Here is a 26,416-nt window from a genome sequence, read left to right as displayed (position 1 = left end):
ACTGACTTGATGACAGCACCGGAATTTCAGGACCAAATTTTTGACGACATCGCTTGTTCGCCTGACCGTATTGGGAAGTATTCTGCCATTGCTGGCGGCGTGCGTTACCGTTGGTCCCGACTACCAGAAGCCGAATGTGCTGACTCCTGCCGGATGGAACAGCAAGGCTGACAGACGCGCCCCGCAGCTTGGCGATTGGTGGAGGAGCCTGAAAGATCCGGTTCTGGATCAACTGATCGCAGATGGAATCGCAGGCAGCCCGGATGTAGCGACTGCGAAGGCCAAAGTGCGGCAGGCCCGCGCCAATTACACCTCGGCTGGTGGCGCGCTTTATCCTCAACTGGATGGCCAGGGAAGTTACAAGCGATCAGACGGTCCCAATGTGACGGCGTCAAACCAGTCAAGCATGGGCTTTAACACGACATGGGAACTTGATCTTTTCGGCGGTAACAGGCGCGGTGTCGAAGCCGCCTATTACAATGTTGAATCCGCGAATGAACAATTGCGGGCAGCGCACGTGACGCTGATCGGGGACATCGCCACCAATTATGCCAATCTGCGCGGGGCACAGGCCAATATTGCCATTGCGCAGCGCAATGCTGCATCGCAGCGGCAGACTGTAGCACTGACACGCAACCAGCTTGAAGCCGGACAGATTTCGCAGGTCGATCTTCTGAACGCCGAGACCCAGGCCGCCACGACTGAATCACAAGTTCCGGGGCTGCGGATCAACTATGCCCAGTATCTCAATCAGCTATCGGTCCTGACGGGGCGGTCTTCTTCGGCGCTGGCGAGCGTTCTGGACAAGTCTCGTCCTATACCAGCAATTCCAGGCAAGGTTTCAGCAGGTCTGCCTGCCGATCTGTTGCTCAGTCGCCCGGATGTCCGCGCAGCAGAACGTGATTATGCAAGTTCCAATGCCAGCGTCGGCCAGAAGCAGGCCCTGCTCTATCCGAGTATTTCCCTAACAGGGAATATCAATACGGGCGGCGCCAATTTCGGCGATCTTGGAAAGCTGTCGACGATCAGCTGGGGCTTTGGTCCTAGTCTGACCGTCCCGATCTTCCACGGTGGAAAATTGAATGCAGATGTGGATGCGGCTCGTGCGGTCCGCGACCAGTCATTCATCGCCTATAGAAAGTCCATTCTGACAGCGCTCAGCGAAGTCGAGAATGCCAGCGTATCGCTCAATCAGAACCGCCTGCGCACAGCGCAATTGCAGAAAATCGTAGGTAACAGCCGCAAGATCAACGAGCTGACGCTGGAGCAATATAGAGCAGGTACCAAGAGTTTTGTGGATGTGCTGACGGCGCAGCGTGACCTTCTCAGCGCAGAAACCAATCTCAGTCAGGCCCGAACGGACCTCGTTTTGAATTATGTTGCCCTGCAGAAAGCGCTGGGCGGCGGCTGGAACGGCATCATCGATGTTGCGAAGCCTGAAGTCGTTGACGGCTATACAGGTCCGCGCATCGTCAAGACACCGGCGCTTCCTCCGCTGACAACCGATAAGAGACCACTATGAAACCCAAGTCCAAACGCCGTTTTCGCTGGCGCCTGTGGCTGGCTGTCCTCATCGCATTGCTGATTGTCGGTTACTTCGTCGTCCGCTCCCTGACGAAAGAAGAGCCACTGCCCGCCACGACCGAGATCAAGCGCGGCGACATCGAAAGTTCGGTTCTTGCCACCGGCACATTACGACCGAAAAATCTCGTTGCTATCGGTGCGCAGGCAACTGGCCGTATTCTTTCTTTGAAGGTGAAACCGGGCCAGCAGATAAAGGCCGGTGAAGTCGTTGCGCTGATCGACTCCACCAATCAGCAGAACGAGCTGAACAAGGCGCAGGCGTCACTTCGCCAGAACGAGGCCACGCGCGCGCAGAACCTCGCCGATCTGGAACTGGCTCGGCAGGACTTGGCACGAAACCAGATGATGATCGGCAAGAATGCCGTCGCACGCGCCGATTACGACAAGGCGGTCAGCACCGTCAAATCGAAGGAAGCACAGGTTGCCAACAGCGAAGCGGCGATCGCGGCAGCGAAGGTCGACGTCCAGATCGCCGAGACCAATCTCGCCTATACCCGCATCACCGCGCCTATCGATGGAACGATCCTCGCGACGGTGGTTCAGGAGGGGCAAACCGTCAACGCACAACAGAGTGCGCCGACAATCGCCATTCTTGGCCAGCTCGACACGATGACCGTTGAGGCCGACATTTCGGAAGCGGACATCACGCAGGTTCGCGAGGGGATGCCGCTTTATTTCACCATATCGGGACAGAATTTGAAGCGTTATGACGCCAAGCTTGAGAAGATCGAACCCGCTCCGGATTCCATCGTCAGCGACAAGAGCTTCACGACGACAGCCGTGAGTTCTTCCAGCGCAGCGACTGCTTCGGCCATCTATTACAAGGGCATTTTCAATGTTCCCAATCCAGACGGACTGCTCAGAACCTATATGACCACCGAGGTGCACATTCTGCTCGCGAAGGCAACAAATGCGTTGATTGTCCCTGTGACAGCTCTCAAAGACACCAAGGAGCCCGGAAAATACACGGTTCGTGTGGTGACAGGTGCCAGCAAGATCGAAGAACGAACGGTCGAAACCGGCATTACCGACAAGATCAACAGTGAAATCCGTTCAGGCCTGAACGAGGGGGACAGAGTCGTGACCGACAATCAGGCCATCGCTCCTGCCCCTGCCGGTATCTGAAATGAATGAAGCGCCGCTGCTCTCGCTCAAGGACGTCTCCCGACATTATCCGTCGGGTGATGACTTCACGACGGTTCTTAAACATGTGAACCTGACCATCAAGCGCGGCGAGATGGTAGCGATCATCGGCGCATCCGGTTCGGGCAAATCCACGCTGATGAATATTCTTGGCTGTTTGGATCGTCCGTCGGAGGGCGAATATCTGATTTCCGGTCGTGCGACTTCCGAGCTGGAAGCTGACGAATTGGCACAGCTGCGACGCGAACATTTCGGGTTTATTTTTCAGCGCTACCATCTGCTCGGTGAGCTGGACGCTGTTGGCAATGTTGAGATTCCAGCCATTTATGCAGGCCAGAAGAAAACTGAACGGCGCGACAGGGCCGAAATGATACTTCAGCGGCTCGGCATGGGTGACCGCACCCATCACCGGCCAAGCCAGCTCTCCGGTGGCCAGCAGCAGCGTGTATCTATCGCCCGTGCGCTCATCAATGATGCGGATGTCATTCTGGCAGACGAACCAACAGGCGCGCTCGACAGCCATAGCGGTGAGGAAGTTCTCGGTATCCTGCAGGAACTGAACCGCGAAGGGCGCACTATCGTTATCGTTACGCATGACCGGCAGGTTGCAGCGCGAGCGCAGCGCATCATCGAAATTCGCGACGGCGAAATCATTTCTGATACGAGAAATGGGGAGACTGAGCGGCCAGCGACTTCCGTGCCGGTTGAGCAGCCGCTCGCCAGACCAGGTCTGCTTGCCGCAATGCGCGACCGCTTCAACGAGGCTTTCGCAATGGCGCTTCGCTCGATGAATGCGCATCGGCTGCGCACTTTTCTGACGATGCTGGGCATCATTATCGGCACGGCTTCGGTCGTTTGCGTCGTGGCGCTCGGGCAAGGGTCACAACAGCAGATTCTGGAACGGATCAGCGATCTTGGCACCAATACGCTCTACATCAGTCCCGGCAGGGGATTTGGCGACCTCAAAGCAGCCCAGATCACCACACTTAACCTGAGTGATGCCGACGAGATTGCAAAATTGCCCTATGTCGTGGCGGCCACGCCATCCGACACAACCAGTTCCACCATTCGCGTTGGTGACAAGGAAGTCAGTGTATCGGTAAACGGCGTCGGTTCAGAATATTTTGCCACTCGTAACAGTAAGCTACTCGAAGGACGCTTCTTCGATCAGCGCAATGTCGACGATCTGGCGCAAGTGGCCGTGGTCGATGAAACGGCCAGGACGACGCTTTTCCCGCATGAGGTCGGCTCCGTCATCGGCAAGATTATCCTTCTGGATAAGGTGCCGGTTCGTATTGTCGGCGTCGTCAAGGCGGAAGACCGAGGACCGGGATCGGCACAGACACTGGAAGTTTATCTGCCCTATGCGACTGTGAAGACGCGTATGACAGGCTCGCGTTCATTGCAGATGATTGTGGTTCGTGTCGCCGACACAATGGATCCGTCGGAAGCTGAAAAACTGATTACTGCATTCCTCACCAAGCGGCATGGCGAGAAGGACTTCTCCGTCTTCAATACCGACAGCCTGCAGAAAACCATTCAGGCCACGACCGCGACACTTGCGCTTCTCGTCTCAAGCATTGCAGGCATATCGCTTTTCGTCGGCGGTATCGGGGTGATGAACATCATGCTGGTCGCGGTCTCGGAAAGAATCAACGAGATCGGCGTTCGCATGGCCATCGGGGCGCGGCAAAGCGATATCTTGCAGCAGTTTCTCATCGAGGCGATTCTCGTCTGTCTGATCGGCGGCGTGCTTGGCGTTCTCATCGCTGCTGGATTCGGTTTGTTGTTTGCGCAGTTCAGTTCGATGTTCCAGCTCATTTATTCGCCGACATCCATCGTGGTTGCACTTGTCTGCTCGAGCCTGATCGGCATCGGATTCGGCTTCATTCCGGCCCGCAACGCCTCCAGACTCGACCCGGTCGTGGCGCTCGCACGAGACTGACCTCTGAGTCTCGGACGTGAGTCCTTTCTGTCGCCGGACATGTCCCCCGGCTGCAGAATTAACAGGCGCAGAAAACTATCCTTGATTGTTTCGATGTGCTTAAATTAATATAAGAAACCTATTTAATAGATTGATATTATTGTATTTATGAATGCAACCTATAGTAATATCCCCTTCGGGATGCCTGGCAAGGTGATATATGCCCTGCAAGAAATTTCTGTCTTTCGTGTCGTTTCGGAAGGGGGTTGTTAACCTTCATTTTTTATTACTTGGGCTCATTCAGGCGACAGTATCTATGGTTCAGGTATCATGCGTAATTTGAGAGAAAATTTCCCCCAGTCTACAGGAAATCGTGCAGAGAACGCTCAGGACCCGAAGCAGCCTCGCGGCCAGACGGGAAGTCACAATCCGGCCAGTGACGATGCCTGGAAAATCCATTTTTCGCTCGGGGCGAATGTTCGCTTTACCCGCACACCGGAAGTCGAGCTTCTGCGTCGTCGCGGCGAGGAGCTCCCGAACATTAACGAGCGCACTCAGGCAAGCGCGGCCGGGGCTGCCCCTGCGATCAGTGTGGAGAAGGTTGCAGAAGCGCAGCCAATGGCTGTAGCCGAGCTCCAGAAGACCGTGTCGCAGAGCATGGTGCGTTCGCCAGTGGCACCGGTGCCGCCAGCAATGCCCGCAGTTCCTGTTGCAGTCGTCGCCGCTCCGGTAGAGCCCGTTCTGGAGGCCACTCCGGTCGTGATTGAGACTGCAAATCCGGCTCAGCCATCAGCATTTACCTATCTTTCCGATTTTGCTTTCTGGGAAGGTTGCGGCATCGATACGGCACTTGTGCCTGCGGAGCCTCTCGTTTCTGCTGTTCCGGCAGAACCGCGCAAGCCATTGCCCACCGTTGAATCCATTCTGGCACAGTTTCGCATTCGCGAATGGAACAAGCAGCCGGAGCCGGTTGCTGTAGCCCCGGTTCAGCCGGTCGCAGAGGCGCCGGTTGCGCCAATGGCAGTCATTACACCGGAACCTGTTGCAGCCGTTGAGGTCGAAACGCCTGCGCCGCAGCCGATTGCGGTTGTGCCAGAAATCGTACCCGAAGTTGTCGGGGAAGCTACTGAAGATGAAGTCGTGCTCACCGTTGCGGAAGCCGAAGAGCATGTCATCGAGGAAGTGGCAGCTCCAGAGCCGGTCATCGAAAAGCCTGCCCCGGTCAAGGCGGCGCCTTCGATTGCATTGTATCAGCCGCAGCCCCTCCCCCGCGCGGAGGCACCGGTTATCCACGGCAGCTATGAATTCCCGCCGCGCGATCTCTTGCAGATGCCGCCCGAACAGGACGGAAATGTCATCACGCAGGAAATGCTGGAACGCAGCGCCGGGCTTCTCGAAAGCGTACTGGAGGATTTTGGCGTGCGCGGCGAGATCATCCATGTCCGCCCCGGCCCCGTCGTTACGCTCTATGAATTTGAACCGGCGCCTGGCGTAAAATCCTCGCGTGTCATCGGCCTCGCCGACGACATCGCCCGCTCCATGTCGGCGCTGTCCGCCCGCGTGGCTGTAGTTCCGGGCCGCAATGTCATCGGCATCGAACTGCCGAATGCCAATCGCGAAACGGTCTACCTGCGTGAAATGATCGATAGCCGCACTTTCGAGGCATCGAATTACCGTCTGCCGCTTTGCCTCGGCAAGGGTATCGGTGGTGAGCCGATCATTGCAGAACTGGCCAAGATGCCCCACCTTCTGGTGGCAGGCACCACAGGCTCGGGCAAGTCGGTTGCAATCAACACGATGATCCTCTCGCTGCTCTACCGTTTCAAGCCGGAAGAATGCCGCCTGATCATGGTCGATCCGAAGATGCTGGAACTGTCCATCTATGACGGCATTCCGCACCTTTTGACCCCGGTTGTTACCGATCCGAAGAAGGCTGTCGTCGCCCTGAAATGGGCTGTGCGCGAGATGGAAGAACGCTATCGCAAGATGGCCCGTCTCGGCGTCCGCAACATCGAAGGCTTCAATGCCCGCGCCGCCTCGGCCAAGGGCAAGGGCGAAACCGTGATGTGCACGGTGCAGTCCGGCTTCGACAAGGAAACAGGTGAAGCGACCTATATTCAGGAAGAACTCGACCTGACGCCGATGCCTTACATCGTGGTCATCATTGACGAGATGGCCGACCTGATGATGGTTGCAGGCAAGGACATCGAAGGCGCAGTCCAGCGTCTTGCCCAGATGGCCCGCGCCGCCGGTATCCACCTCATTATGGCCACACAGCGCCCATCGGTCGATGTCATTACCGGCACGATCAAGGCCAACTTCCCGACCCGCATTTCGTTCCAGGTTACCTCGAAGATCGACAGCCGCACCATCCTCGGTGAAATGGGTGCCGAGCAGCTTCTCGGTCAGGGCGACATGCTGCATATGGCAGGCGGCGGACGCATCGTCCGTGTCCATGGCCCGTTCGTTTCCGACGAGGAAGTGGAAAAGGTGGTCAACCACCTGAAGGAACAGGGACGCCCGGATTATCTGGCGACCGTCACGGAAGACGAGGAAGACGAAGACGCAACCCAGGAAGCGGCGGTTTTCGATGCAACCTCGATGGGTTCGGAAGATAGCGACGACGTGTATGAACAGGCCATCAAGGTCGTGATGCGCGACAAGAAGTGCTCTACGTCTTACATCCAGCGTCGTCTCGGTATCGGTTATAACCGCGCAGCCTCGCTCGTGGAGCGTATGGAAAAGGATGGTCTGGTCGGCCCCGCCAATCATGTCGGCAAGCGCGAAATCCTGACAGGCAATCGCGACTGATCACCGCCAGATCAAGGTTAGAAAAAGGCCGGATTGCACACGCGATCCGGCCTTTTGCTGCGCGTTGCCAAGGGGTTAGAAACTGTTGCAGCAATGCGCTTGTCAAGATGTAAAATTTAGTTAATACTTAGTTCATTCGTACATTCTTGATAATCGGTCGAGACAGCCTCGAAAGCTGTCACGCGCCAAGAAGATAGGGAGAATGATCGATGAAAAGCATAATTATCGGTCCTGCGACTAACGAAAAGGATCGCACAGTTACGCAGCAGATTTTGCTGCGCATTCATGAGCAGATGCCAAAGCCCTCGGAAGACAAGACACAGGTTTGCAACGTATTGCGCCTGTCGAAGGGTGGCTATTCGCACCGCAGACGCAGAATTCATAAACTTGCCTGAGAACGAAGCGATATAATAAAATTTTGCTCAGCGCCACGCATTCATCACGAATGCGGCAGGCGCTGTAATTTTATCTAACATGATACTACCTGAAGCGTTCGTTGTGCATCCGTAGGGATGCACAACGCTTTAGTACGAAAGATCGAGTGCGCGATAAAGCTCGGTATCCCTTGCCTCGCCATTCATGCGTTCCGCCAGAATTCGCCCTGTCGTCGGCCCAAGTGTAAACCCTTGATGACCGTGCCCGAAATTCAGCCACAAACCCTTGTGTCGCGGAGCCTCCGCAACGACGGGCAGCATACGGGGCATACAGGGGCGACTGCCGAACCATGGCGTGTTTTCCGTAGGTGCGCCAATGTCGAAAAGCTCGCCTATGGCCTTGATAGACCTGTTAAGCTGCTGATGGCGAGCCACGCTGTTCAAAGGTGTCAGTTCGGCCCCGGTCAGGATGCGCAAGCCTGCATCCATCGGCGTTACGACTGTTGAATTGTTTACGTCAACGATTGGAACCTTCGGCCCGGTGCCCGAAAAATGTTGATGGTATCCACGCTTGATAACAAGTGGAATTTTATAGCCGAAACCGCGGAGGACTTCCGGACTCCATGGGCCCAGTGCAAGAACGACGTGGCGTGCGCGATGTGGTCCTTCGGTTGTGTCAACCTGCCAGCCGGAACCATCCTGCCGCAAACTACGCGCATCGCCGTGCAGAAAGATTCCGCCGCGCTTTACGAACAGGCCAGCATAGGACTGGACGAGAGCGCCCGGATCGGAACAGGACCAGGGATCGGTCCAGTGGATGGCCCCGGCCGGATCTGTCTTCAACGACGGTTCAGCAGTGCGGACAGCCTTACTGTCCTCTATGATGCTCGCAACGCCGAACTCCTGTTTTTTCCGCTCCGCATCACGCGCGGAAATATCAAACGACCGGGCGGAACGATGCAGCTCACGCAGTCCGGTCCGCCTTATCAGGGTCTCAGCTCCTGAAGCCTCAATCAAAGGAGCATGATCGTCGGCAGCGCGCCGGATCATACGCGCATAGAACTGCGAAGCTGTGCGGTGACGCCCTGCTTCCGAATTGTGCCAGTAGCGCGACAGGGCACCAATCTGCCCCGGCATATCGCGAAGCCGCCAAACAACCTGATTGTTGGCGCCGAAGGCGGCCTTCAACAGTTCTGACGGGGCGCGTGGCAAGGCATAGGGGCTTACGGCTTCTGTCTGGATTATCCCGGCATTGCCATAACTCGTTTCGGTTCCCGGACCGCTTCGGTCGACGAGAAGAACGGACCAGCCCCTTTCCTGCAGGGCGAGCGCCGCGCCGACACCCACCATACCGGCACCCAGAACGATGCAATCCGTCATATCCAGCTACTTCTCAGAAATGGTACGATTCTCTTTGCGCCAGTATGTAAAATCTGGCCTGCGACTGACAAGTTCGATGATCACGTTCTTTTGTGGTCCAACCCTTTCTTGGCATTGAATTTTTGTTATAGAAGGCCACTTTCTGCATCAGGCTCTGTTGGCTGCCGTGATTGAAGGACAAGATGATGCCCTCCCCCGAAAATGAACAAACGGTCCAGAAAACCTCTTCCCGGTTCTTCCTTGGTTTGATGTCGGTGCTGGGGGTCATCTTCTTCATCGTTTTCATGGGGCTGGGCATCTGGCAGGTCGAGCGCCTGCAATGGAAGCTCGATCTCATCGCAAGGGTTGATGCGCGTGTTCATGCCGAGCCAATTGCGGCGCCGGGTCCGGACGATTGGGCCAATGTCAACCAGAAGGATGACGAGTATCGTCATGTCATGCTGACCGGCACCTATCTGAACGACAAGGAAGTGCTGGTTCACGCGCTGACCGAACGAGGCGCGGGCTATTGGGTCCTGACGCCGATGCGTTCGCCCGACGGCGCGCTGACTTTCATCAATCGTGGCCTGGTTCCAAACGACAAGCGCGATCCGTCATCGCGGCAGGAAACGCAAATTGCCGGTGAAACGACTGTGACCGGCCTGTTGCGTATGCCGGAACCTGACGGGTTCTTTCTGCGCCCGAACGATCCGGCGCGCAATGACTGGAATTCGCGCGATGTCGCAGCCTTTGCGCAGAAGGAAAATCTGGGGCCGGTTGCGCCCTATTTCATCGATGCCGATGCAACTGCCAGCGCAGGGGCGCTTCCCATTGGCGGGCTGACGGTCGTGAAATTCCGTAACAGCCATCTTTCCTATGCAATTACATGGTTTGCGCTTGCTGCCATGATTGCAGGTGCCGCCATTTTTCTCTGGCGACACGAGCGTAGGTCAAAGAGCTAGATATGTAGTGCGTGGCCGAAAGCTTTCATGCTCGCCTCTGCAAATCCTTCGCTCAATGTCGGATGCGCATGGATCGTAGCGGCGATATCTTCCAGTCTTGCGCCCATCTCCACTGCCTGCGCGAAGGATGACGAAAGCTCGGCTATGCCGACGCCAACAGCCTGAATACCGAGGATGAGGTGATTATCCGCACGTGCAACGACGCGGATCATGCCGTCTTCGCGTTCGATGGTCATTGCCCGGCCATTGGCCTGAAACGGGAAAATACCGACCTGAATTTCATGACCGGCCTTGCGGGCTTCATCCGGCGACTGCCCGACAGTGACGATTTCCGGATCGGTGAAGCAGACGGCGGGGATGCAGCGTTTGTCCCAGAGTTGATTGCCGCCAGCGATGATTTCCGCCACCATCTCGCCCTGTGCCATGGCACGATGCGCAAGCATGGGCTCACCGGTCACGTCGCCGATAGCATAGACACCGCGCATGGAGGTGCGGCAGCGCTCGTCGATACGGATGAAACGTCCGTCCATATCGAGGCGGATTTCACTGAGACCCCAGCCATCGGTTTGTGGTTTGCGGCCCACGGTGACGAGTATCTTGTCAGCCTCGATGGTTTTCGTGGTTCCATCGGCGGTGAGAACTTCCAGCCCCGTCTCATCCTTTGATAGTCCCTTGGCTGAAGTGCTGGTCAGGACGTCGACACCGAGCGCCTTCAGGCGTGCCATGACCGGACGCGTCAGTTCGGCATCATATTGCGGCAGGATGCGGTCCGTCGCTTCCACCACAGTAACCTTCGCACCAAGCTTGGCAAAGGCCGTGCCGATTTCCAGCCCGATATAGCCGCCACCGACAATGGCGAGCTTTTCCGGGATTTTTTCCAGCGACAGTGCTTCAGTGGACGAAATGACTTTTCCGCCAAATGGCAGCGCCTGAATTTCCACCGGGACCGAACCGGTTGCGATCACGATGTTTTCTGCGTGGATCGTCTGGCGGCCTGTATCGGTTTCGACGAGAACGGTCTTCCCGTCGAGAAAGCGAGCCTGTCCATGGAACATGCGCACGCGCGACCGTTTCAGGAGGCCTGCCACGCCGCCATTCAGACGGCTCACGATGCCGTCTTTCCATTCAAGCGTTCTGGCAAAATCGATGGCCGGATTTTCTGCCGAAATACCGAGCGCGCCCTTTGACGCGAAGACAGAAAGCCGGTGGAATTCATCGGCGGCATGGATCAGCGCCTTGGATGGGATGCAGCCCACATTGAGGCAGGTGCCACCCAGTCGTGTCTTTTCCACCAGCACTGTATCGATGCCAAGCTGGCCTGCCCGGATGCCGCATACATAGCCGCCGGGACCGCCTCCGATGATCAGGAGTTTGCAGGAAATCTCGCTCATTCGATCAGCCTTCTACAAAAATCATCGCGGGCGTCTCCAGAAGGCTTTTCAGCTTCTGCACGAAGACAGCAGCGTCCCAGCCGTCGATAACGCGATGGTCGAAACTGCATGACAGGTTCATCATCTTGCGCGGCACGAACTGCGCGCCGTCCCACATCGGACGAACGGCCATCTTGTTGATGCCGACGATTGCAACTTCCGGGCGGTTGATGATTGGTGTCGTGGCGATTGCGCCAAGCGGTCCAAGCGATGTGATGGTGATGGTGGAACCGGTCAGTTCTTCCCGCTTCGCCGTACCGTTACGCGCCGCATCAGTAACACGCGACAATTCGGAAGCCGCCGCGAATAGGTTCATGCTTTCCGCATGGCGCACCACCGGCACAATCAGGCCGTTCGACGTCTGCGTGGCGATGCCGATATGCACACCGCCGAACTGGCGGATGATGTCGGCCTCGTCATCGAAATGCGCATTGAGACCGGGCTGCTCCTTCACGGCTTTCACGATCGCGCGGATGATAAACGGCAACAGCGTGAGGCGCGGACGCCCCTCTTTCTGCTCGTGATTGAGCTTGGCGCGCAGCTCCTCAATCTGGCTGACGTCAACTTCCTCAACGATGGTGATATGCGGAATATGGCGTTTCGCCTCGGCCATGCGTTCGGCAATCTTGCGGCGGAGGCCGATAACCTTGATCTCGTTGACCGAACTATCGGCTGCGTAACCGGACAGAGACGGCGCTGCGCCCGTTTCCTGCTGGAAAAAGAGGTCGAGGTCTTCATGTGTGATACGTCCCGCCGGTCCCGTACCGCGAACACGACGCAGGTCGACGCCTGCATCGCGGGCACGCAGTCTGACGGATGGCGTTGCCAGCGGCTTTTCGCCCTCACCGCGTACTGGGCCAGCGCCGGTGAATGGTCGGCCAGCACTCTCACGCTTCGGCGCAGCGGGCTTCGGAGGAACCGGCGTCTGCAACAGAACCGGTGTTTCAGGAGCTGGTGCTGGTTGCGGTTTGACCGTTTCCACAGCCGCTGGAGCCGGATTTTTCTCGGCTTTTTCGGCAGGCTTTTCTTCCGTCGCACCGCCCTCGATCTCCAGACGGACGAGTTCGGAGCCCACCGCGATCTTCTCGCCGACTTTGCCATTGATGGCGATGACCTTGCCGCCGCGTGATGATGGAATTTCCACCGTTGCCTTGTCGGTCATGACGGCAGCGAGAAGATCATCCTCGCGCACGACATCGCCGACCTTCACATGCCATTCGACAAGTTCAGCTTCGGCAACGCCTTCACCAACATCGGGGAGCTTGATTGTAAAATGTGCCATTCTTCCCTCCCCCTCAGGCTTCCATGATGGATGTTAGCGCGCGGCCCACCCGGTCCGGACCGGGGAAATAGGCCCATTCCTGCGCATGCGGATAAGGCGTATCCCAGCCGGTAACGCGGAGGATAGGCGCTTCCAGATGATAGAAGCAATCGCGCTGCACGAGTGCGGCAAGTTCTGCACCATAACCGCAGGTCAGCGTCGCTTCGTGCACGATAACGCAGCGCCCGGTCTTCTTCACAGACGCCATGATTGTGTCCGTATCGAGCGGAAGCAGTGTGCGAAGATCGATAATCTCCGCATCGACGCCGGTTTCTTCGGCGGCTGCAAGCGCCACATGAACCATGGTGCCATAGGCAAGCACCGTCACGTCGCTGCCCTCGCGGCGAATGGCAGCCTTGCCGAGCGGCACGGTATAGTAGCCTTCCGGCACATCCCCGAGATCGTGCTTCTTCCAGGACGTCACCGGACGGTCGTGATGCCCGTCGAAAGGACCGTTATAAAGGCGCTTCGGCTCGAACATGATAACGGGGTCAGGGTCTTCGATGGCCGCCAACAGCAACCCCTTGGCATCGGCAGGCGTGGACGGCATGACCGTCTTCAGGCCCGACACATGGGTGAAAAGCGCTTCGGGGCTCTGGCTGTGCGTCTGGCCACCATAGATACCGCCGCCGGATGGCATGCGGATCACGATAGGACAGGTGAACTCGCCCGCAGAGCGATAACGCAGGCGTGCCGCTTCCGAAACGATCTGGTCATAGGCCGGATAGACATAGTCCGCGAACTGCACTTCGATACAGGGGCGAAGGCCGTAAGCGGCCATGCCGATGGCGGTGCCGACAATGCCCAATTCGCTGATCGGCGCGTCGAAGCAGCGTTCTTTGCCGTATTTCTTTTGGAGGCCGGCCGTACAGCGGAAAACACCGCCAAAATATCCGACATCCTCACCAAACACGACGACCTTCTTGTCGCGTTCCATGGCGATATCGTGGGCGTTCTGGATCGCCTCGATCATGGTCATTTTCGTCATAGATCAGAACCCCGCTTCCTGACGCTGGCGGATAAGATGCGGCGGCGTTTCAGCATAGACATCCTCAAACATGTCACGCATTGACGGCTTGCGACCATCATGCAGCGTACCAATAGCTTCCGCTTCGCGCTGTGCAGCAACCACCAGGTCCATTACTTCGGCTTCGGCCTGCTTGTGGCGCTCATCCGACCAGACGCCGCGCTTGATAAGATGGTTCTTGAGCCGCAGGATCGGATCGCCGAGCGGCCACGCATCGCTTTCGGCTTTGGGGCGATAGGCGGAAGGGTCATCCGAGGTAGAATGCCCGCCAGCGCGATAGGTCACATATTCGATGATGGTCGGCCCGAGATTACGCCGGGCGCGTTCCACAGCCCATTTGGCAACCGCATGAACGGCCAGATAGTCGTTGCCATCGACACGCAGGGCAGGAATGCCGAAACCGTGCCCACGAGCTGCGAAAGTGCCGGAGCCGCCGCGCGCAATGCCCTGAAAGGTGGAAATAGCCCACTGATTGTTGACGATATTCATCACCACCGGGGCTTTGTAGGTCGAAGCAAAGACCAAAGCTGCGTGGAAATCGCTTTCTGCGGTCGAGCCATCGCCGATCCATGCGGCAGCGATCTTCGTATCATGGCTGATGGCCGACGCCATGGCCCAGCCGACGGCCTGCGTATATTGCGTTGCGAGGTTGCCCGAAATGGTGAAGAAGCCATGTTCCTGCGATGAGTACATCACCGGAAGCTGGCGCCCTTTCAACGGGTCCTGCTCGTTGGAGAAAATCTGGTTCATCATCGTGACGAGCGGATAGTCGTCGGCAATGAGCAGACCGGCCTGACGATAGGTCGGGAAATTCATGTCGCCCTTGCGCAGTGCCTTGCGGAAAGCGCAGCTCACCGCTTCTTCGCCCAGATGCTGCATATAGAACGAGGTCTTGCCCTGACGCTGAGCCATCATCATGCGGGCATCATAAGCCCGCAGGATCATCATGTGGCGAAGCCCGTCCTTCAGCTCATCGTCGGTCAAGGTGCCCGCCCAGGGACCAACCGCCTCGCCTTCGCGGTTCAAAACGCGGATGATGCTGAAAGCCAGATCGCGCATCGCTTCCGGTTTTTCATCAATTTCCGGTCTGCGAATGCTTCCCGCACGCGGAATTTTGACATGGGAGAAATCCGGTGCATCACCAGGCCGCCACTCCGGCTCGGGAACATGCAGGGATAGTACGACATCATCGCTCATGCGGGTAACCCTCGAAACTGGCCTCGGGAACTTACAGAATGTCGAACGGGAGAATATTGGATTGGTTCCGTGCGTTTCGGAAACCCTATTGCCGGCGCTGTTGCTCACATCTGCCGATCTTGTTCCTCCCATGCGACATGGCGCCGATTTCCTCCTTCGGCTCCATCCGTTTTCAGGGTGGAACGGGTTCAAAAATAAAGCAAGATTATTTTTCGACTGCTTCAGCGCTCTTTTGTGAAACCGGTTCGCTCCTGCATTGAAAGGAACAGAGATGCATCGCACGAAACAAGCTTATTTCCGTGATTTAAATGGGATTTTAAGTGGAATGTTTTGCTGTCATATACCGCAATAATATTGCTTTTGATTGACGGAAACGTCAGTACCTATTGGTACTCTTTCGGCTGTTTTGAACACTGTTTTCGTTTCTCACAAATTCAGCATGAGGCGTTTTGTCCATAGGTTTCGGTGTGAATTGCGTCCATCGGACGATGCCGATTCTCCAAAAAGAAAAGCCGCCCCCTGGGGTACGGCTTTTGGATAGAGTCTTGCAGGAAGCTGCGAAATGGCTGGTTCAGCGGATCGCTTTGCCGTTCGCATCGAACCGATGCACCTTGCCCTCATCCGGCGTAATGAAGATCACATCATCTTCATTGTAGTGGTGTTCGCCGAAGAGCCGCACCGTTATCAGGCCGGCAGCTTCTGTTTCGACGTAGAGGATCGTATCGGCGCCGAGATGTTCGGCGTGGATGACCTTGCCTTTCCACTTGCCGTTCTCGCGGCTGACGGAAATGTGCTCCGGGCGGATGCCGACAGTCTTCGCTCCAGTGGCACCAACACGAGTGCTGTCCACGAAAATCATCTGCGGCGAGCCGATAAAGCTCGCGACAAAGAGATTGTCCGGCCTGTTATAGAGTTCCATCGGCGAGCCGATTTGCTCGATGCGACCGGCATTGAGGACAACGATACGATCTGCAAGCGTCATCGCCTCGACCTGATCGTGCGTGACATAGATCATCGTCGCCTTGAGCTCGCGGTGCAGCTTGGCGATTTCGAGCCGGGTCTGAACGCGAAGCGCAGCGTCGAGGTTGGACAGCGGTTCATCGAACAGGAACAGTTCCGGTTCGCGTACCAGTGCACGACCGATGGCGACGCGCTGACGCTGGCCACCCGACATTTCAGCCGGACGGCGACCCAGATAAGGATCCAGTGCCAGCATTGCCGAAGCCTTGGAAACGCGCGTTTCAATTTCGGCCTTCGGCGTACCTGCCTGCTTGAGGCCAAGCCCCATATTGTCCTTGACCGTCAGGTGCGGATAAAGCGCATAGGACTGAAACACCATTGCGATGCCGCGCTTGGAAGGCGGCGTGACGGTTACATCCTCGCCATTGATGAGTACCTGACCGGAAGAGACGTCTTCCAGACCGGCAATGGAACGCAGCAGCGTTGACTTGCCGCAACCGGAAGGTCCGACGAAGATGATGAACTCGCCGTCCTGCACTTCAAGATTGATATCCTGCAGAACGTCCTGGGCGCCATAGCGCTTGTGTACCGATTTGAGTAGCAGCGATCCCACGTAACAAATTCCCTTAGAGCATTTCCAGCAAAAGTGCGAAGCGGTTTTGCGTAGGATAATGCGTGAAAACAGAGAGATAGAGCGGTTCCACGAATCCGTTTTAACTGGAACCGCTCTAATTTCTACCGGCTTACAGTTTGACAGGCTGGCCCGAGCGCACGCTTTCATCCGCCGCAAGGCAGATGCGCAGCGATTGCAGCGCGTCATCCATATGCCGGTCGAGATCGATATTCTCGCGAATGGCCTTCAGCATGTAAGCCTGCTCGCGTTCACACAATTCCTGATGTCCGGGCTCATCAGCCATGGAGAGGTCCGTATCCGGTTTCAGGAACTTGCCGTCCGCCCCGCGTTCTGCGCGATGAACACGGATTGTCGAGGTCTTGGTATGCGCGTCCACATCGTCGGACTTGGTCACGGCCTCGTTCATCACAATCGAGACGCAACCATTCGGCGAGATGACATCCTTCACGAAGAAGGCTGTTTCCGACATCATCGGTCCCCAGCCTGCCTCGTACCAGCCGACCGTACCGTCATCGAACAGCACCTGAAGATGGCCGTAATTATACATATCCGGCTTGATCTCGTCGGAAAGGCGCAAGCCCATGCCGCGCACTTCAACCGGCTTGGCGTCGGTGATCTGGCACATGACGTCCACATAATGCACACCGCAATCGACGATAGGCGACGTGGTGTTCATCAGGTTCTTGTGCGTTTCCCAGGTTGGGCCGCTGGATTGCTGGTTGAGGTTCATGCGGAAAACATAAGGTCCACCGAGCTGGCGCGCTTCGGAAATAAGCCGCATCCATGACGGATGATGGCGCAGGATATAACCGATCACGAGCTTGCGGCCGTTGGCCCGTGCGCAATCGATCACACGGCGCGCATCCTCAACCGTCGTTGCCAGCGGCTTTTCCACGAACACATGCGCGCCCTGCTCAAGCGCCGCGACGGCATAATCCGCATGGCTTTCCGAATAGGTGGCGACACAGGCGAGATCAGGTTTCAGTTCCTTCAATGCTTCATGGAAGGAAGGATGGATTTCATAGCCTGCCAGTTCATCGGGCACGGCAACCCTGGTGCGATTGACAAGGCCGATGACCTCGAAGCCCGGATTGCGGTGATAGGCGAGCGCGTGGCTGCGGCCCATATTGCCGAGACCGGCGGAAAGAACACGAACAGGATTTTGCATTGCAGAACTCATTTTACAGCCCCCGCGGTGATGCCGCGGATCAACTGCCGCGAGAAGATGACATAAAGGACGAGGATCGGGAACATCGCCAGCGAAAGGGCCGACAGAACCGCATTCCAGTTGGTGACGAACTGACCGATGAAGAGCTGCGAACCGAGCGTCACCGTCTTGGTGGCTTCACTTGGCGCAAGGATCAGCGGGAACCAGAGATCGTTCCAGATCGGGATCATGGTGAAGACGGCGACCGTGGCCATGGCAGGCCGGATCAGCGGCAGCACCAGCTTGAAGAAGATCGCATATTCCGACATGCCGTCTATTCGCCCGGCATTTTTCAAATCATCGGACACGGTTCGCATGAACTCCGACAGGATGAAGATCGCAAGCGGCAGGCCCTGCGCGGTATAAACGAGGATCAGCGCCGTCAGCGTGTTGACCAGACCGGCGGCCACCATGCCCTGCAGCAGCGCAACCGTGCCGAGCCGGATCGGGATCATGATGCCGATGGCGAGATAAAGGCCCATCAGCGTGTTGCCCTTGAAGCGGTATTCGGCGAGCGCAAAGGCTGCCATCGCACCAAACAGGATCACAAGGAAGATGCTCACTACCGTCACGACGGCACTGTTCTGAAAGTAAGTCAGGAAGGAACCCTGCTTCAGAACCGTTTCATAACCGATGAGGCTGAAGCTTTCCGGCGTCGGAAACTGCAACGGCGTGCGGAAAATCGCATTGCGGTCCTTGAACGAGTTGATCAGCGTAAGCGCCACCGGAAATACGGCAATCAGCATGTAGAAGATCAGGGCCGCATGGACGAGAGTGGTGCGAATGGGCGATGTACGTGCTTTCGACATGGTCTCGTCCTTCAGAACTGGTAGCGGCGCATGCGGCGCTGGATGCCGAACAGATAGAGCGACACACCTGCCAGAATGATGAGGAACATCACGGCGGCGATGGTTGCGCCCATGGACGGATTGCCAAGCTGCAGCTGGAAGCCGAAGAAAGTGCGATAAAGGAACGTGCCCAGAATATCAGTCGATTTGTCCGGTCCGGCCAGCGCGCCCTGCATCGAATAAACGAGGTCGAACGCGTTGAAGTTGGCAACGAAGGTCATCACCGAGATCAGGCCGATGGATGGCAGGATCAGCGGCAGCTTGATCTTGAAGAACTGGCTCCAGCCGGTAATGCCGTCACATTCGGCCGCTTCGATGATTTCATCGGGAATGTTCAGAAGGGCTGCATAGATCAGCATCATCGGAATGCCAACGAACTGCCAGACCGAGACGAGCGACACGGTGACAAGGGCGGTATCCGCCTTGCCGAGCCACGGGCCGAACAGCCATTTGAGACCGACAAGGTCCATCATCCACGGTGCCACGCCCCAGATCGGGGACAGGATCAGTTTCCAGATGAAGCCGACGATCACGAAAGACAGTAGCGTGGGAAGGAAGATCGCCGTGCGATAAAAGGCAGCAAAACGCAGCTTCGGCAGTGACAGCATGGCTGCCAGCAAAATTCCGATCGGGTTTTGAACAAGCATGTGAATGCAAAAGAATATAACGTTGTTTTTCAACGCATTCCAGAAATCGCGCGACCAGTTCGGATCACCGAAAAGCGCCTGGAAATTCGCGAACCCCACAAAAGCGCGCTGTCCGTCGACGACATTGAAGAATGCCTGCCGAAGGGTCTCGATCAATGGCAGCACCATTACCGCCGTATAGATCAGGACACAGGGCAGAAGAAATACAAGTATATGCCAACGCCGCGGGCGCTTGTGCACAATACCTGTCATGTCGGCAGATTGGCTCATATAGGCATTCGCTCTTCAAGAGCATTTCCAGCAAAGGTATCAACCGCTTGCGTTCGGAAATGCGTAAAACCAATGGTTAGCAGTTCTCACTCACGAGAATGCGTGCAAGTCGGAAATCCTGTTTCCCGTCTCTGCCCGCGCGCGTCACTTTTAAACTGACACGGAATACACCGATTGCAAAACAGCATGTCGATGCGACAGATGAAAAGATATGGGCGGCGCGCCCCCGCGATCGCCGCCCATATTATCCCGCGTTTTTACTTCGCAGGCTTGTACCAGCTGTCCAGACCTTCCTGCAGCTTCTTCGCGGCATCTTCCGGCGTCACAGTGCCGTTGATGACGTTGGCCGACTGAACCCAGGTTTCATTTTCGAGGTTCGGCGTGCCACGCGAGAGGATCTGGTAGGTCGAACGAATGGTCGGCTTGCACTTTTCGCGCCAGGAAACGAATTCCTGCGCCAACGGATCGCTCATCTTCACAGCCGTCGAGTTCAGGCTGAAGAAGCCCGGCAGCGCATTGGCGTAAATTTCAGCGAATTCAGGCGAAGACACCCAGTTCAGGAAAACCTTTGCCTGTTCTGCGTGCTTGCTCGAAGCATTGAGGCCGAGACCGATATCGTTGTGGTCGGAGATGTAGCAGGTATCGCCTGCATTCTTGACCGGCGGCGGGAAGGCCCCCATCTTGAACTGCGCCTGCGTGTTGAACAGGCCGATTTCCCACGAGCCAGCCGGATAGATGGCGGCGCGGCCAAGCGTGAACAGGTTCTGGCTGTCCGGATAGGTCTGTGCTTCGAAACCGTCGCCCAGATAATCCTTCCACTTGGCGAGAACCTTGAACGGCTCAACCCACTGCGGATCGGTGAGCTTTTCGGTGCCTGCGATCAGAGCCTTGCGGCCTTCTTCGCCCTTCCAGTAGGTCGGTCCGATATTCTGGTAGCCCATGGTCGCGGCTTCCCACATATCCTTCGTGCCCATGGCCATCGGGATGTAGTTACCGTCAGCCTTGATCTTCTCCAGAACGTCGAAGAATTCAGCTTCCGTGGCCGGAACCTTGAGCCCCAGCTTGTCGAAAGCTTCCTGATTGTAGATGAAGCCATGAATAACCGAAGCCATCGGTACGCAGAAGGTCTTCGAGCCGTCGTCGGTGGTCCAGGCGGACTTGGCGACGTCGGAGAAGTTCTTCATACCTTCGAGGTCGGTAAGATCGGAAAGTTTGCCCTTGTTGAACAACTCCAGCGAGGTGTCGAACGGACGGCAGGAAATCAGGTCGCCGCCTGAACCGGCGTCGAGCTTGGCATTGAGGGCCGCGTTGTATTCGGTCGGCGCGCTCGGTGCGAAATTGATCTTGATGCCAGGATTCTTGGCTTCAAAAGCCGGAATGATCTTTTCCTGCCAGATTTGCAGATCGTCGTTACGCCAGCTTTCAACCGTCAGCGTGACGTCTTCGGCAAGCGCAGCCGATCCCGACGCCAGAAGCGTGGAACCCAGCAGCATGAGTTTCAACGTATTACGAACCATTTGACCTTCTCCCGTTTTTAGAGCGCGGATGCGCAAAAGAGGCGAAAGTACGCCAGACCGTTTCGGTACGATCGCTCCTCGCGTTGCGGGAAAAGTACCGGCCCCCGCCGGTGATCTCCATCCCAAATCCGCGTGATCCTCGCCCTCAGCGGCATTGCGCTCCCCTTCTGCTGAAATTAATGCCAAAAACGTACCAATTGTCCAGAGAAGTTTACAACTTTCGCGCAGAAAAATTTAAAACGGTCATTTTTCTCAAATTTTATCAACGAATTAATCAATTTTTTCACAAGCCGACAAATCTGCTTGGTTAATGGTATTTTTTTGGTATCTTCAGGTCGGAGGTATCTTCATGACTGAATTCTTCATTGGCGTTGATGGCGGCGGCACGGGATGCCGCGTCTTGGTGGCGGATAGCGATGGTGCGATTCTGGGTTCGGGGCGCAGCGGCTCTGCCAATATCGTCACCGATCCGCAGACGGCGCTGATTAATGTGATCGCGGCGATCGACAACGCCTTTGACGATGCCGGGCTGGACAAGGCGCATTATGCTACCAGTCACGCGGTTCTCGGTCTGGCAGGCGGTAATGTCGAGGGTGCAGGCACCCCGATAGAACGCGGCCTGCCCTTCGCGCACTCCAATGTGGAATTTGATGGTGTGATCGCCCTGCAAGGCGCGCTAGGCGATCAGGACGGGATCGTTGCTATTCTCGGCACCGGCACGGCCTATATCACGCGCCGGAACGGCCGCATCCATTCGGTCGGCGGATGGGGCTTTCCCTTGAGCGACCTTGGCAGCGGTGCAAGGCTCGGCCAAAGCCTGCTACAGGAAAGCCTGCTCGTGCATGATGGCATTCATACGCGCACACGCCTGACGACGGATCTTTTGAACGAGTTCGACAACAATCCGGATAATCTGGTCGAATTTGCCTGGACTGCGAAGCCGGGCGACTTCGGCAAATATGCTCCGCGTATTTTCCAGTATGCGAGCGAGGGCGACGAAACTGCGCGAATGTTGCTGGAGCGCTCCGCTGCCTATGTCAGCGAAACGCTCGACGTGCTGATCAAACAGGGCGCTGAACGCATCAGTCTGCTGGGTGGCATGGCACCGCTTTATGTGGAATGGCTGCCGCCACACCAGCAGAAGCTCCTGGTCAAACCTGCGGCGGATGCTTTGACAGGCGCGCTGCAGCTAGCCCTCAAGCGATATGGGCCGCAAAGCGGAAAGGCGCGCGAATGAGCGGAAATTTCAGCGCTTTCCTGCCCAAGAACCTGCAGGGTTCTGCGCCATCCTCCGGCGGGCCGCTCTATATGCAGCTGCGTCAATCACTGGAGGCTGCAATCCGCGCCGGGCAACTGGTTGATGGCGAAGCCCTGCCGCCGGAGCGCGACATTGCTGAATATGCCAATATCAGCCGTGTGACGGTGCGCAAGGCCGTGGACGATCTCGTCAAGGCCGGGCTTCTCGTGCGCCGTCACGGTTCGGGCACGTTCGTCGTACGCCCAAGCGAGCGCGTGCAGCAGTCGCTCTCGATGCTGACCTCGTTCACCGAGGATATGGCGCGCCGCGGCATCACCACGCAATCCCGGTGGCTGGAGCGCGGCCTCTATTACCCCTCGCCCGAAGAGATGATGAAGCTGGGTGTTTCTTCAGAGACGCGCGTTGCCCGCCTCGGTCGTCTGCGTATTGCAAGCGACATGCCGCTGGCCATTGAACGGGCAAGTCTTTCAAGCGAAATCCTGCCCGATCCGGATGCGGTGAAGGGTTCGCTCTACGCCGAACTGAGCCGTACCGGATTTCGTCCTGTGCGCGCGGTCCAGCGCATAGCGGCCTGCAACATCAAGGACCCCGATGCACGCATTCTGGGCGTCAAGGAGGGCGATGCAGGTCTGTCCATCGAGCGACTGTCCTATTTGCCGTCCGGTCGGGTGGTGGAGTTTACAAAATCGCTTTATCGCGGCGATGCCTATGATTTCGTAGCAGAACTGACCATACCGCAACCTTGATCGACCTCTACCAAAGAAAGCGGCCCGTTTCCGGGCCGTTTTTATTTCATATCGAAGCATAATCCTACCGGAGTGAAATGAGGATCGATAAGATTATGCTTGAAATAGAGGACGTTAGAGCGCCGATCTGAAGCAATCAGATCGAAATGCGCTCTAATGATGTTTCTTGCCTTCACGGGCCAGATCCGCTGTCGGATCGGCCACAAGACGCTTGCGCGCCCGATCGTCCATCAGTTCGTACCACATGGCGTTGAGCACGGCGAAAGCCGCAGCAAGCGGAAGCCCCAACAACCAGGAAAAATACCACATATCGCTTTCCTTTCTCGGTTGGTTCAAGCGCATCCCGAAAGTGTGAAACGGTTTTCGGATAAGATGCGCGTTAAAATGAAACTTACAGAGCGCTGATCTGATGTAATCAGATTGAAAAGCGCTCTAGTAAGCGTGATTGCTTTCGTCTTCGATCATGTCCTTGTCGACCTTGCCCCACAGAACCTTGTAGACCCAGGACGTGTAGAGGACGATCAACGGCAGGAAGATGAGCGTCACGACCAGCATGATGAACAGCGTCATATGGCTGGAAGACGAATCCCATACCGTCAGGCTTGAACGCGGATCGAGCGACGATGGCAGAATGAACGGGAACATCGACACGCCGACCGAGGAAATAATGCCGAAGATCGACAGTTTTCCGAACAGCAGCGGTGCCAGCTCACGACGGCTACGCAATGCTATGAAGACCGCAAGCGCTCCCAAAATGCCAAGCGCCGGAGCGATCAGCAGGATCGGATAGTTTGCATAGTTGGCGAACCACGCACCGTGATCCAGTTCGACGGTCTTGCGCAGCGGATTGGACGGCCCATCGGTCACGATGGCGCTCGTGATCCGGTAGCCCGAAACCCAGAACCAGCTGATGACGCCAGCCAGAACATAGAGCACGACAGTCAGAAGAGCTGCAATGCTGCCATAGGACCGCGCACGCGCCTGAACAGCACCGGTCGTTTTCAACACAAGCCACGAGGCGCCGTGCATGCTGAGCATAGTCACCGAAAGCACGCCGCAAAGCAGCGCAAACGGATTGAGCAGACCAAAGAACGAGCCCTCATAGAAAATCTGGAGATCATCGGCGAGGCGGAACGGAACACCTTGCAAGACATTGCCGACTGCAACACCGAAAATGAGGGCGGGAACGAAACCGCCGATGAACAGCGCCCAGTCCCAGCCTCTCCTCCAGGCCTCACTGTCACGCTTGGAACGATATTTGAACCCGACCGGGCGCAGGATGAGCGCGAACAGGATGATAAACATCGCCAGATAGAAGCCCGAGAAGGACACTGCATAGAGCGGTGGCCAGGCGGCGAAAATCGCGCCGCCCCCGAGGATCAGCCACACCTGATTGCCTTCCCAGACTGGGCCAATCGTGTTGATGATGATGCGCCGTTCGACATCTGTCTTGCCGATGACTGGCATGAGTATATCGACACCGAGGTCGAACCCGTCCATCGCGGCAAAGCCGATCAGCAATACACCGAGCAGCACCCACCAGATAAGGCGCAGGGTTTCATAGTCCAACAAATCGCTGAGTATCATGATCCTTACTCCGCAGGTGCAATGCTGGCCGGTGCGAGAATTGCTTCCGGCTTGCTGTCGGGTTCAGGTCCAGCCTTGATGGCGCGTATCATCAGGCCCATCTCGATGATGAAGAGAACCGTGTAGATCGCCACGAAACCAAGTATGGTCAGCAGCACTGTGGATGCTCCGAGATTGGAAACCCCAACTGCCGTCGGCAATATGCCTTCGATGACCCATGGCTGGCGACCGAACTCTGCAACGATCCAGCCCATTTCGGCCGCGATCCATGGCAGCGGTATCGCAAATACGGCGATCCGCAACAGGAACGGGTAACGGTCGAGTTTACGACGCGCCGACAGCACGAAGAATGTGCCCGTCAGCAGGATCAGAAAGAAGCCGATGCCGACCATGATGCGGAAAGCCCAGAACAGGGGCAGAACGCCGGGAACGGTGTCGTTGGCGGCCTGCGTGATCTGCGCGTCGGTTGCCTGACGCGGATCGTCGACATAACGCTTCAGCAGAAGCGCATAGCCCATCCACTGGCTGTTATCGGCAAAGACGTCCTTGACTTCCTGCGGAACGGCGTTCGTATCGCCAGCCGCGCGGATTTTCTGCAAGGCGTCATAGGCGACGATACCGTTGCGGATATGGTTTTCCGCGCTCTGGACCAGATCATTGATGCCCTGGATAGGCGTCGTGAGAGAGCGCGTACCGATCAGGCCCATGACCCATGGAATATGCACCGCGAAATGGGTTTCACGCGCCGCCTGATCCGGAAAGCCGAATACGGTGAACGAAGCCGGAGCAGGCTCGGTTTCCCACATGGCTTCAATGGCTGCGATCTTCATCTTCTGGTGTTCATTGGCCAGATAACCGCTTTCATCGCCAAGGACGACGACGGACAGCGAGGCGGCCAGACCGAAGGATGCAGCGATAGTCAGGGAACGTTTGGCGAGTTCTACTGAACGACCCTTGAGCAGATACCAGGCTGAAACACCAAGAACGAAAATGGATGCCGTGACATAACCGGCGGAAACCGTATGAACGAACTTGGCCTGTGCAACCGGGTTCATCAGCACCGCGAAGAAATCGGTGATCTCCATGCGCATGGTTTCGGGATTGAACGCCGACCCGACCGGATTTTGCATCCAGCCATTGGCGATCAGAATCCACAATGCGGAGAAGTTCGAGCCGGCCGCAACCGCATAGGTTGCCATCAGGTGCCCGACTTTCGACAGGCGATCCCAGCCGAAAAAGAACAGGCCCACAAAGGTCGCTTCAAGGAAGAATGCCATCAGACCTTCGATGGCGAGCGGTGCGCCGAAGATGTCGCCGACATAGTGGCTGTAATAACTCCAGTTCATGCCGAACTGGAATTCCATCACGATCCCCGTTGCAACGCCCATGACAAAGTTGATGCCAAAAAGCGTACCCCAAAATTTCGTCATCTGCCGCCAGATGAGTCGCCCCGTCATCACATAAACGGTTTCCATGATGGCAAGCAGCACGGAAAGACCCAAGGTCAGAGGTACGAAGAGGAAGTGATAAAGTGCCGTGATTGCAAACTGCAATCGCGACAGGGAGACAATATCGAGTTCCATCTCTTTAAGCCGGTAACCCGGCCCTCC

20 protein-coding genes and 2 pseudogenes are annotated in these 26,416 nt (G+C 56.7%); 9 read left to right on the top strand and 13 right to left on the bottom strand.

Features of this window, described 5'->3' with window-relative positions; genetic code table 11:
• Positions 1-40 precede the first annotated feature (40 nt).
• The 6 genes and pseudogenes from F9K94_RS14715 (at position 41) to F9K94_RS14695 (ending at position 7,857) form a co-directional block, all read left to right on the top strand.
• Entirely contained in the window at positions 41-1,522 is a 1,482-nt protein-coding gene (locus tag F9K94_RS14715; RefSeq protein ID WP_151646516.1) for an efflux transporter outer membrane subunit, read from the top strand.
• The gene (locus tag F9K94_RS14710) at positions 1,519-2,709 is read left to right on the top strand and encodes an efflux RND transporter periplasmic adaptor subunit (protein WP_151646513.1); all 1,191 of its coding nucleotides are present in this window, start codon (positions 1,519-1,521) and stop codon (positions 2,707-2,709) included. The genes F9K94_RS14715 and F9K94_RS14710 overlap by 4 nt, the downstream gene beginning before the upstream one ends.
• 1 nt (position 2,710) lies before the next feature.
• A complete protein-coding gene (locus F9K94_RS14705; RefSeq protein WP_151646511.1) occupies positions 2,711-4,672 on the top strand; it encodes a MacB family efflux pump subunit in 1,962 nt (653 codons plus the stop codon).
• A 309-nt stretch (positions 4,673-4,981) separates the two neighbouring features.
• Positions 4,982-5,351 (top strand): annotated as a pseudogene (locus tag F9K94_RS24945) (DNA translocase FtsK); the annotation flags it as partial.
• A gap of 92 nt (positions 5,352-5,443) precedes the next feature.
• Positions 5,444-7,462 (top strand): annotated as a pseudogene (locus F9K94_RS14700) (DNA translocase FtsK); the annotation flags it as partial.
• 209 nt (positions 7,463-7,671) lie between these two features.
• Complete coding sequence (locus tag F9K94_RS14695) at positions 7,672-7,857, top strand: hypothetical protein (protein ID WP_061345297.1); 186 nt, start codon at positions 7,672-7,674, stop codon at positions 7,855-7,857.
• Positions 7,858-7,986: 129 nt separating this feature from the next.
• Here F9K94_RS14695 and F9K94_RS14690 read toward each other — a convergent pair whose 3' ends face one another.
• Positions 7,987-9,216 carry an NAD(P)/FAD-dependent oxidoreductase gene (locus F9K94_RS14690; RefSeq protein ID WP_151646507.1) on the bottom strand — a complete coding sequence of 410 codons (1,230 nt, stop codon included), beginning with the start codon at positions 9,214-9,216 and terminating at the stop codon, positions 7,987-7,989.
• 182 nt (positions 9,217-9,398) lie between these two features.
• Between F9K94_RS14690 and F9K94_RS14685 the strand changes: the two genes are divergently transcribed.
• The gene (locus F9K94_RS14685) at positions 9,399-10,157 is read left to right on the top strand and encodes an SURF1 family protein (protein WP_151646505.1); all 759 of its coding nucleotides are present in this window, start codon (positions 9,399-9,401) and stop codon (positions 10,155-10,157) included.
• On the opposite strand, the gene lpdA is transcribed toward F9K94_RS14685, so the two are convergent.
• From lpdA to F9K94_RS14640, 9 genes are all read right to left on the bottom strand, one after another.
• Positions 10,154-11,548, bottom strand: a complete 1,395-nt coding sequence (gene lpdA, locus F9K94_RS14680; RefSeq protein ID WP_151646503.1) for a dihydrolipoyl dehydrogenase — start codon at positions 11,546-11,548, stop codon at positions 10,154-10,156. The two genes, F9K94_RS14685 and lpdA, sit on opposite strands and share 4 nt — an antisense overlap.
• Positions 11,549-11,552: 4 nt before the next feature.
• Positions 11,553-12,869, bottom strand: coding sequence for a dihydrolipoamide acetyltransferase family protein (locus tag F9K94_RS14675; protein ID WP_151646501.1), 1,317 nt, complete (start codon positions 12,867-12,869; stop codon positions 11,553-11,555).
• 13 nt (positions 12,870-12,882) lie between these two features.
• Positions 12,883-13,896, bottom strand: coding sequence for an alpha-ketoacid dehydrogenase subunit beta (locus F9K94_RS14670; protein ID WP_061345293.1), 1,014 nt, complete (start codon positions 13,894-13,896; stop codon positions 12,883-12,885).
• A 3-nt stretch (positions 13,897-13,899) separates the two neighbouring features.
• Entirely contained in the window at positions 13,900-15,132 is a 1,233-nt protein-coding gene (locus F9K94_RS14665; RefSeq protein WP_151557787.1) for a 3-methyl-2-oxobutanoate dehydrogenase (2-methylpropanoyl-transferring) subunit alpha, read from the bottom strand.
• 571 nt (positions 15,133-15,703) lie between these two features.
• Positions 15,704-16,705, bottom strand: coding sequence for an ABC transporter ATP-binding protein (locus F9K94_RS14660; RefSeq protein WP_151646499.1), 1,002 nt, complete (start codon positions 16,703-16,705; stop codon positions 15,704-15,706).
• Positions 16,706-16,835: 130 nt separating this feature from the next.
• A complete protein-coding gene (locus tag F9K94_RS14655) occupies positions 16,836-17,906 on the bottom strand; it encodes a Gfo/Idh/MocA family protein (protein ID WP_151646497.1) in 1,071 nt (356 codons plus the stop codon).
• Positions 17,903-18,742, bottom strand: a complete 840-nt coding sequence (locus F9K94_RS14650; RefSeq protein WP_151646495.1) for a carbohydrate ABC transporter permease — start codon at positions 18,740-18,742, stop codon at positions 17,903-17,905. The genes F9K94_RS14655 and F9K94_RS14650 overlap by 4 nt, the downstream gene beginning before the upstream one ends.
• 11 nt (positions 18,743-18,753) lie before the next feature.
• Positions 18,754-19,698, bottom strand: a complete 945-nt coding sequence (locus F9K94_RS14645; protein ID WP_010658745.1) for a carbohydrate ABC transporter permease — start codon at positions 19,696-19,698, stop codon at positions 18,754-18,756.
• Positions 19,699-19,955: 257 nt separating this feature from the next.
• The gene (locus tag F9K94_RS14640; RefSeq protein WP_061345288.1) at positions 19,956-21,215 is read right to left on the bottom strand and encodes an ABC transporter substrate-binding protein; all 1,260 of its coding nucleotides are present in this window, start codon (positions 21,213-21,215) and stop codon (positions 19,956-19,958) included.
• Between the two features lie 349 nt (positions 21,216-21,564).
• On the opposite strand from F9K94_RS14640, the gene F9K94_RS14630 reads away from it, so the two are divergent.
• Both F9K94_RS14630 and F9K94_RS14625 read left to right on the top strand, forming a co-directional pair.
• Positions 21,565-22,452, top strand: coding sequence for an N-acetylglucosamine kinase (locus F9K94_RS14630; RefSeq protein ID WP_151646493.1), 888 nt, complete (start codon positions 21,565-21,567; stop codon positions 22,450-22,452).
• Positions 22,449-23,219: a GntR family transcriptional regulator gene (locus tag F9K94_RS14625; protein WP_061345286.1), complete on the top strand. Its 771-nt coding sequence runs from the start codon at positions 22,449-22,451 to the stop codon at positions 23,217-23,219. Before F9K94_RS14630 ends, F9K94_RS14625 begins: the two co-directional genes overlap by 4 nt.
• Before the next feature lie 153 nt (positions 23,220-23,372).
• Here F9K94_RS14625 and cydX read toward each other — a convergent pair whose 3' ends face one another.
• The 3 genes from cydX to F9K94_RS14610 form a co-directional block, all read right to left on the bottom strand.
• Positions 23,373-23,528 (bottom strand): cytochrome bd-I oxidase subunit CydX, encoded by a 156-nt coding sequence (gene cydX / locus F9K94_RS14620; RefSeq protein ID WP_061345285.1) that lies wholly within the window; start codon positions 23,526-23,528, stop codon positions 23,373-23,375.
• Positions 23,529-23,651: 123 nt separating this feature from the next.
• Positions 23,652-24,806 carry a cytochrome d ubiquinol oxidase subunit II gene (cydB, locus tag F9K94_RS14615; protein ID WP_151646490.1) on the bottom strand — a complete coding sequence of 385 codons (1,155 nt, stop codon included), beginning with the start codon at positions 24,804-24,806 and terminating at the stop codon, positions 23,652-23,654.
• Between the two features lie 5 nt (positions 24,807-24,811).
• Positions 24,812-26,389 carry a cytochrome ubiquinol oxidase subunit I gene (locus F9K94_RS14610; RefSeq protein ID WP_061345283.1) on the bottom strand — a complete coding sequence of 526 codons (1,578 nt, stop codon included), beginning with the start codon at positions 26,387-26,389 and terminating at the stop codon, positions 24,812-24,814.
• Positions 26,390-26,416: the final 27 nt, after the last annotated feature.

Source organism: Brucella tritici (genome assembly GCF_008932285.1).
GTDB lineage: Bacteria > Pseudomonadota > Alphaproteobacteria > Rhizobiales > Rhizobiaceae > Brucella > Brucella tritici.
This window is presented reverse-complemented; position numbering and strand designations above follow the sequence as displayed.